This window comes from Mesorhizobium sp. M7A.F.Ca.US.014.04.1.1, from assembly GCF_003998745.1.
GTDB classification, from domain to species: domain Bacteria; phylum Pseudomonadota; class Alphaproteobacteria; order Rhizobiales; family Rhizobiaceae; genus Mesorhizobium; species Mesorhizobium ciceri.
This window is the reverse complement of sequence record NZ_RZRW01001502.1, coordinates 1-410: the sequence shown is the minus strand read 5'-3', so window position 1 is coordinate 410 and position 410 is coordinate 1. Positions and strand designations below refer to the sequence as shown.

Annotated in this window: 1 pseudogene; it reads right to left on the bottom strand. The window is 73.2% G+C overall.

Annotated features, from left to right (window positions below):
- Nucleotides 1–410 (bottom strand): annotated as a pseudogene (locus EOA22_RS37340) (chromosome segregation protein SMC); the annotation flags it as partial.

The following is a 410-nucleotide window of genomic DNA, read 5'->3' as shown; positions in this document are numbered from 1 at the left end:
GCGCCGCGGCGGTCGGCGCGTCGGCACTGGCGGTAAAGCCGTCCCAGCGCCACAGCGCGCCCTCGCGGCTGACCAGCCGCTGCTTGCTCCCGGCCAGCGGCTGCAACCGGCGGCCATCGCCGGCGGCATCGACGATACCGATCTGCGCCAGGCGGCGGGCGAGCTGTGCCGGCGCGTGGACCACGCTGGCCAGGCTCTTCACGCCTTCCGGCAGAGCCGCGTCGCCGGGTTGGATCGCGCCTTCGCCCCAATGCACCGGCGCGCTGCGGTCGAGCGGCACGTCGAGGTCTTCGCCAAGGGCTGCACCCAGCGCCGTCTCGAAACCGCGATCGACGCTGATCTGCTCCAGCACGGCCGGGAAGAGATCGCCGCTGGCGGCATTGAGGCTTTTTGCCAGCGTGCGCGCGTCG